This is a genomic window from Mycobacterium sp., assembly GCF_049802695.1.
In the GTDB taxonomy this organism is placed as follows: Bacteria; Actinomycetota; Actinomycetes; order Mycobacteriales; family Mycobacteriaceae; genus Mycobacterium.
This window is the reverse complement of record NZ_JBARMY010000412.1, coordinates 23,077-29,423: the sequence shown is the minus strand read 5'-3', so window position 1 is coordinate 29,423 and position 6,347 is coordinate 23,077. Positions and strand designations below refer to the sequence as shown.

Here is a 6,347-nt window from a genome sequence, read left to right as displayed (position 1 = left end):
TTTGGCGGTGGCGGAGGGATTTGAACCCTCGGACGGGGGTTACCCGTCACACGCTTTCGAGGCGTGCTCCTTAGGCCGCTCGGACACGCCACCGCAGGGCAGCTTACGCCAACCGCGGGCCACTCACCCCAACCGCTGCCGGGCGAAGAACTCCGCCAGCGGCGCGGCGCACTCCTCGGCCAGCACCCCGCCCCGCACGGCCGGGCGGTGGTTGAGCCGCCGGTCCCGCACCACGTCCCACAATGAGCCGACCGCCCCGGTCTTGGGCTCCCACGCGCCGAACACCAATCGCGCAACCCGGGCGAGCACCAACGCGCCTGCGCACATCGTGCAGGGCTCGACGGTGACCGCCAGCGTGGCTCCTTCCAGCCGCCAGCCATTGCCGAGCACACCGGCCGCCGCCCGAATGGCGAGGATCTCGGCGTGGGCGGTCGGATCGCCGAGTGCCTCCCGAGCGTTGACCGCGCACCCCAGTTCCATCCCGTCGGCGCCGAATACCACCGCACCCACCGGCACGTCCCGTGGTCCCGCCGTAGCCGCGACGGCCAAAGCGGCGCGGATCAGGTCGTCGTCAGATTTCACCGATTGAGACGGTCGAGCACCGCCGACAGTTCCTCGGCGAAGCCCATTTCCCGCGCGATGCGGCCCAACTGTTCGTCGGGGTACAGATCGGACTCGTCGAGAATGACTCCGAGCACGGCATCGGAAAGCCCGACGTCGGCCAGCAATGCCAGATCGCCCTCCTCGAACGGCTCGGCGTCCTCAAGGTCCTCCGGGTCGATGTCAGCGTCGAGATTCTCCAGCACTTCGGCGGCTATGTCGTAATCCAGCGCCGCGGTCGCGTCCGACAACAACAGTCGCGTTCCCGAGGGCGCCGGTCGCACGATGACGAAGAATTCGTCGTCGACGTCGAGCAGCCCGAACACGGCTCCCGCGCTGCGCAGTTCACGGAGCTCCGTTTCGGCGGCCGCCAGACTGATCAGTGCCTTGGGGCCCATCGCAGAGCAACGCCATTGGCCGTCCTCGCGCACGACCGCTACGCCGAAGCCGTCCGGGACATCGGCGGACGGGCCCGGCGCTGAAGCCCGCTGTGCTCCCATGGGCGCTTAGGCTAGTACCTGACCAGCACCTTTGGCCAGCAGATCGCAACACCTCCCCGATGTCACCGGAATGGCGCGGCGGCTCCCCGACCGTCGCAGATGTGCCAACCTGGAAGTGTGGCTAGCCCTGTTTCCAAGACACCGATATGCGTGCTGGGGTTGGGACTTATCGGCGGCTCGATCATGCGCGCCGCGGACGCAGCGGGTTATGACGTGTTCGGCTACAACCGGTCGGTGGAAGGCGTGCAGGCCGCCCGCTACGACGGTTTCGTTGCCACCACGGACATCACCGAGACGCTCAACCGGGCCGCCGAAGTCGACGCGTTGATTGTGCTGGCCGTTCCCGTGCCGGCACTGCGGCCTTTGCTGGCGCGCATCTGTGAATCGGCTCCGAACTGTGCGCTGACCGACGTCACCAGTGTCAAATCCGCCGTACTCGACGAAGTGAATGCCGCCGGACTGCAGGCGAGGTTCGTCGGCGGTCATCCGATGACGGGTACAGCGCATTCGGGTTGGGCCGCCGGCCACGCCAGCTTGTTCACCGGGGCACCGTGGGTGGTCAGCGTCGACGACCATGTCGATCCACGGGTGTGGACGACGGTGATGACGCTGGCTTTGGACTGCGGTTCGGTAGTGGTGCCGGCCCGGTCGGCCGACCACGACGCTGCGGCGGCCGCGATCTCGCATCTGCCACACCTGCTTGCCGAGGCGCTCGCGGTCACGGCGGCCGAAGTGCCGCTGGCCTTCGCGCTGGCCGCCGGCTCGTTTCGGGACGGCACCCGGGTGGCCGGCAGTGCGCCGGATCTGGTGCGGGCCATGTGCGAGGCCAATTCCGGCCAGCTGCTGCCGGCCCTGGACCACAGCATCGATCTGCTCAGCCGCGCCCGAGAGGCACTGGCGAGCAACAACTCGGTCGGCGAGCTGGTCGAAGCGGGCCACGCGGCACGAATCCGCTACGACAGCTTTCCGCGCCCGGAGATCGTCACCGTCTTCATCGGTGCGCCGGATTGGCGGGAAGAACTGGCCGCGGCCGGCCGGGCCGGCGGGGTGATCAGATCCGCTCTGCCAAGCCTGGATAATCCATGATGAAACCGTCGGCGTCGACGGTGACCGTGGTGTCGGCGACCGGCGAGTGCAACTTGATGCCGTCGCCGCTGTCCGGGCCGCTGCTGCTGTAGGTGAGGGTCGCCGAACCCACCGACATGTCGGGAAGGTTCACATAGACGATCGGCAACGAGACCGACTCGGCGTGCTCATGAAGACCGCAGCGACGGATCGGCAACGCGTTGAAGAACGGACTGAAGACCAGGTCGGCGTCCAGCGCCCCGTCGAAGCCGGCCCGTGACTCGCCCCGGTGGTCGGTCACCAGCCACATATTCTCTTCGTCACGTGCAATGGATAGCACCCGCTCGCGCTCGGCGAGCGTCACGGTCAGCCCCAGTCGCCTGGTCGTACCGGCCTCGTCGGTCAGCAGGTCGTAGTAGACGCCGAACGCCGGATGGGTGTCCGCCGCGGCGGCCACGATGCGGCCGTTGGCCTTGATTCGCTTGCCGGACAACTGCACTCGCACAGATTCCATTCGGGAAGCGTCGGGCGACCGCCAGGTCAGGATCGCAGGAAACGGGCTCTTTCTCGCGTCGGTCTCGGCGGGGCTCACCGGGTCTACTCTAGGCGGGCGGCGGCTGGTTTCGCAGCCGACTGTGACGCTGCCGACTCATCGCCGATCGCGGCGACCTTTGTGGGCCGCCGACGCCATCGACCGGTTCCGGGCACCGACAGCCACACCGCGAATGCCAGCCCACCATCGAGAATCAGCGCCAATGCGGCCACCATGAGTGCGCCGACCACAGCGATGTGGAACTGCCGCACTTTGATGCCGTCGATCAGCAGTCGGCCCAGTCCGCCGAGACTGGCGTAGGCAGCGACGGTGGCCGTGGCGACCACCTGCAGCGTCGCAGTGCGCAGCCCGCCCAGGATCAGCGGCAGCGCGTTAGGCAACTCCACGCGCAGCAAAACCTGCGTTTCGGTCATGCCCATCGAGCGTGCCGCATCCACCACCGCGGCGTTGACGTTCGATATCCCTGCGTAAGCGCCGGCCAGCAGCGGCGGAATGCCCAACAGCATCAACGCCAAGACCGGTGGCAGCAACCCCAGCCCCCACAGAAGCACCGCGAGCAACAGCACGCCCAGCGTCGGCAGCGCGCGCAGCCCGTTGACCGCACTCACCACGACCAGCGCACCGCGACCGGTATGCCCGATCAGCAGTCCGATCGGGACGGCAATCAGGGCCGAAACCGCAACAGCCGCAGCGGTGTATTCCAAATGCTCGAGGATCCTGGTCGCCAGTCCGACCGGGCCGAGCCAGTTGTCGGCGGTCAAGATGTAGGCGATCGCCTCCGCCAGAAAGTTCACCTCGCGCCGCCCACGATCGGCGATCTGGACGGTCGCGGCCATCCGCCATGGCCTGCCGTGCGTTTCCACGGGGTGGCCCAGCGCCCGGCCAGCATGATCAGCAAGTCGATGGAGATGGCGAGTACGAAGACGGCGATGATGCCAGCGACTATCTCGTCGCTCTTATCGGCCTGAAAACCCTCGGTGAACCAGCTTCCCAGACCGCCGATTCCGATCACCGATCCGACCGCGACCATTGAGATGTTCGTGACCACGACGACCCGGAGGCCGGCGACGAGCACCGGAAGCGACAGCGGCAATTCGACTTTCAGCACGCGTGCGATCGGCTTGTAGCCGATCGCGATCGCCGAGTCCCGCACTTGTGCCGGCACGGCGTCCAGCGCCTCTGGAACGGCCCGCACCAGAAGTGCGGCGGTGTAGAGGGTCAGCGCGACGGTCACATTGGCCTCGTCGAGGATCTGGGTCGGGATGATCAGCGGCAGCATCACGAACAGTGCGAGCGACGGAATGGTGAACACGACGCTGGCCGTCACGGTGGTCAGGCGTCGCAGCACCGTGGTTTGCTGCACCAGCACCCCCAGCGGGAGGGCGATGGCGAGACCGATCAGCACCGGCAGTAAGGACAGGCGCAGATGGACCAGGGTCAACGCCCACGCGGCGCTCTGATGGGTGAGCAGGTAATGCACGCTCAGGCCTGACCTTCGGCTTTTCGTGAGTTCAACGCGGTCACCACATCAGCGGCCAGCACACCACCGACGACTTTGCCCGCCCAGTCGACGGCGACACCCATCGGCGCCGGTGAGGACAGTGCGCAGTCGAGGGCCTGGCTCAGGTTTCCGTCCGGGCGAAGCAGCGCACCCACGCCGGCCAAGGTTTCGGACAGCGGCGCGCCCCCTCGGTGCCGTCGTATGCCGTCGGTGTCGATCCAGCCCAGCGGGGTGCCGTTACCGTCGATGACCAACACCCAACCGTCGACTGTCGAACCGTCGTGACCAGCCGCCAAGTCGGCCTCGCAAATTTGCGGAATGTCGTGCAGTTTCACGCCGGTCAAGTCCAGCCGCTGCAGCCACCGGTACCCCCGGCCGACCCCGACGAACTTGGACACGAAGTCGTTGGCCGGGCGCGAGAGCAGTTGCGCAACTTCGTCGTATTGCTGCAGCGATCCACCGGGTCCGAAAACGGCTATCAGATCCGCCAGCCGGACCGCCTCGTCGATGTCATGGGTGACGAACACGATCGTCTTGTGCAATTCAGCTTGCAGGCGCAGCATTTCGCGTTGCAAATCTCTGCGGACAACCGGGTCGACGGCCGAGAACGGCTCATCCATCAGCAGGATCGGCGGGTCGGCCGCCAGTGCGCGGGCGACGCCGACGCGTTGCTGCTCGCCTCCGGAGAGTTGCGCGGGGTAGCGGGTCGCGAGTTTGGGGTCGAGCCCGACCTGCTCGAGGACCCGGAATGCATCCAGCCTTGCGGCACGCCGGGTCTGCCCGCGAAGTACGGGAACCGTTGCGACATTGTCGATCACCCGCTGATGCGGCATCAAGCCGGCGCTCTGGATGACATAGCCGATGCCCAGGCGCAGCTTCACCGGATCGACCGTCGACACGTCTGCACCGTCAACCAGCACGGTCCCCGAGGTCGGTTCCACCATCCGATTGACCATCCGCATCGATGTCGTCTTGCCGCACCCGGACGGTCCGACGAAGACGGTGAACGAGCCGGCCGGTATCTGCACCGTCAGATCGTCGACCGCAACAATGCCATCCGGATACGTTTTGGTGGCGTGGTCGAAGCTGATCAACCTGTGACCGTTCCTCGCTTCACCGGGTGGTCGAAGCCGTTGTCGCGCAGCCACTTGCGTGCCGCCTCGTCCGGGTCGACACCGGAGTTACCCGACACCGAGGAGTTGAGGCCGGCGAGCGCCGGACTGGTCAGCTTCGCCGATACCGCGTCGAGCACATCTTTGAGCACGTCCGATTTTTTCTGCGAATTGACCAGCGGCACAATGTTACCGGCCAGGAAATTGTGCTCGGGGTCATCGAGGACAACCAGGTGATTCGCCGGGATGGCCGGTGAGGTGCTGAAGACGTTGGCCGCGGTGACCGTATTGTCCACCAGGGCGCGTACGGTGACCGCGCCGCCGCCGTCGCTGATCGCGACGAAATTCCCGGGCCGCACATCAAGCCCGTACCGCTGCCGCAGGCCCACCAACCCCTCCGGCCGAGTCTGAAAGTCCGACGGAGCGGCGAATCTCACTTCCTCGGAATGAGCTGCCAGGTCGGCGATCGATGTCAGGTGCCACATCGCGGCGGTCGCCGCGGTGACGGTGACGGTGTCGGTGTCCGAAGCCGGGGACGGCGTCAGTATCGACAGATCACCGGGCAACCGTTTGTAGAGCTCGAGCTCAACGGCATCCAGCAACGTCACTGTGGCGTCGGGCTCAAAGTAGAGCAACAGGTTGCCGATGTACTCGGGCACCAAGTCGATGGAATGGTCTTTCAGCGCCGGAACGTAAGTCTCGCGGCTGCCGATACCCAGCCGTCGGCCAACCTGAAAGCCATTGACCTGCAATGCTTGTGCATATATTTCGGCGACGACCTTCGACTCCGGGAAGTCGGCGGAGCCGACGATGATGGACTTGACGGCGGCCGTGTTCCCCCCGAGCGGGTTGGAGCTGCCACAACCCGCGGCCAACAGCATCGTAGTCGCAGCGAGCAGCGCGGCGGCGCACCGTCGCAGCATCGTCATAGCAGCCGACACTATAGCCACGACGTGAGCAGTGCCGAGTAAGTTCAGCATGGGCGTTTTGCGGCGTTCGGTTTCTTTCCGGCGCGG

The 6,347-nt window shown here is 66.3% G+C and carries 8 protein-coding genes and 1 tRNA gene; 1 reads left to right on the top strand and 8 read right to left on the bottom strand.

The features are described from left to right. Positions 1 to 2 precede the first annotated feature (2 nt). The 3 genes from WA317_RS16875 to WA317_RS16865 form a co-directional block, all read right to left on the bottom strand. Positions 3 to 93, bottom strand: a tRNA-Ser gene (locus WA317_RS16875). A 30-nt stretch (positions 94 to 123) separates the two neighbouring features. Beyond that, positions 124 to 582, bottom strand: coding sequence for a nucleoside deaminase (locus tag WA317_RS16870; protein ID WP_425174113.1), 459 nt, complete (start codon positions 580 to 582; stop codon positions 124 to 126). After that, positions 579 to 1,100: a tRNA adenosine deaminase-associated protein gene (locus WA317_RS16865; RefSeq protein WP_425174112.1), complete on the bottom strand. Its 522-nt coding sequence runs from the start codon at positions 1,098 to 1,100 to the stop codon at positions 579 to 581. The genes WA317_RS16870 and WA317_RS16865 overlap by 4 nt, the downstream gene beginning before the upstream one ends. A gap of 144 nt (positions 1,101 to 1,244) precedes the next feature. On the opposite strand from WA317_RS16865, the gene WA317_RS16860 reads away from it, so the two are divergent. Then, positions 1,245 to 2,186 carry a prephenate dehydrogenase gene (locus WA317_RS16860; RefSeq protein WP_425174119.1) on the top strand — a complete coding sequence of 314 codons (942 nt, stop codon included), beginning with the start codon at positions 1,245 to 1,247 and terminating at the stop codon, positions 2,184 to 2,186. Here the strand turns inward: WA317_RS16860 and WA317_RS16855 are convergent. From WA317_RS16855 to WA317_RS16835, 5 genes are all read right to left on the bottom strand, one after another. After that, positions 2,152 to 2,679 carry a putative glycolipid-binding domain-containing protein gene (locus WA317_RS16855; RefSeq protein WP_425174111.1) on the bottom strand — a complete coding sequence of 176 codons (528 nt, stop codon included), beginning with the start codon at positions 2,677 to 2,679 and terminating at the stop codon, positions 2,152 to 2,154. The genes WA317_RS16860 and WA317_RS16855 overlap by 35 nt on opposite strands. A gap of 83 nt (positions 2,680 to 2,762) precedes the next feature. Then, complete coding sequence (locus WA317_RS16850) at positions 2,763 to 3,512, bottom strand: ABC transporter permease (protein ID WP_425174118.1); 750 nt, start codon at positions 3,510 to 3,512, stop codon at positions 2,763 to 2,765. Further along, positions 3,509 to 4,198 carry an ABC transporter permease gene (locus WA317_RS16845; protein WP_425174110.1) on the bottom strand — a complete coding sequence of 230 codons (690 nt, stop codon included), beginning with the start codon at positions 4,196 to 4,198 and terminating at the stop codon, positions 3,509 to 3,511. Before WA317_RS16845 ends, WA317_RS16850 begins: the two co-directional genes overlap by 4 nt. A 2-nt stretch (positions 4,199 to 4,200) precedes the next feature. Further along, a complete protein-coding gene (locus tag WA317_RS16840; protein WP_425174109.1) occupies positions 4,201 to 5,313 on the bottom strand; it encodes an ABC transporter ATP-binding protein in 1,113 nt (370 codons plus the stop codon). Further along, complete coding sequence (locus WA317_RS16835; protein WP_425174108.1) at positions 5,310 to 6,260, bottom strand: ABC transporter substrate-binding protein; 951 nt, start codon at positions 6,258 to 6,260, stop codon at positions 5,310 to 5,312. Before WA317_RS16835 ends, WA317_RS16840 begins: the two co-directional genes overlap by 4 nt. Positions 6,261 to 6,347: the final 87 nt, after the last annotated feature.

Excerpts from the sequence above, each read along its gene's own strand:
- WA317_RS16865 (WP_425174112.1), bottom strand. The coding sequence starts at position 1,100 with ATGGGAGCACAGCGGGCTTCAGCGCCGGGCCCGTCCGCCGATGTCCCG.
- WA317_RS16855 (WP_425174111.1), bottom strand. The coding sequence starts at position 2,679 with ATGGAATCTGTGCGAGTGCAGTTGTCCGGCAAGCGAATCAAGGCCAAC.
- WA317_RS16835 (WP_425174108.1), bottom strand. The coding sequence starts at position 6,260 with ATGACGATGCTGCGACGGTGCGCCGCCGCGCTGCTCGCTGCGACTACG.